Raw genomic sequence first — 247 nt, forward strand, 5'->3', positions numbered from 1 at the left:
GAGCAGGTGAAGCCAATCCTGGGGAGCCCGGCGGGTATGTGTGGCAACGCTCGCTTCATCTACCGTATGAGCCGCAACCTCGATGGCTTCGAGGTTGTACTGTTTCATCAGGTTTCGGGCCTGGCGAAGCGCTGTTTCAACTTCATTAGGCGATGCACCGTTGGAGTTGGCCAGTGCAAAGCATTTAGCAACTTTTTCAAGAACTCGTTGCTTATCCATCACTCACCCCCTTCGTGCTGGGTACGAG

Annotated in this window: 1 protein-coding gene; it reads right to left on the minus strand. The window is 54.3% G+C overall.

The window, feature by feature from the left end; genetic code table 11:
* Positions 1-219: DUF2786 domain-containing protein (locus AAEZ10_RS27645; protein ID WP_350571865.1), on the minus strand; the 219-nt coding region annotated here is incomplete at its 3' end.
* Between the last annotated feature and the right edge of the window lie 28 nt (positions 220-247).

Source organism: Pseudomonas sp. H26/SER47-MNA-CIBAN-0231 (assembly GCF_040310465.1).
In the GTDB taxonomy this organism is placed as follows: Bacteria; Pseudomonadota; Gammaproteobacteria; order Pseudomonadales; family Pseudomonadaceae; genus Aquipseudomonas; species Aquipseudomonas atacamensis.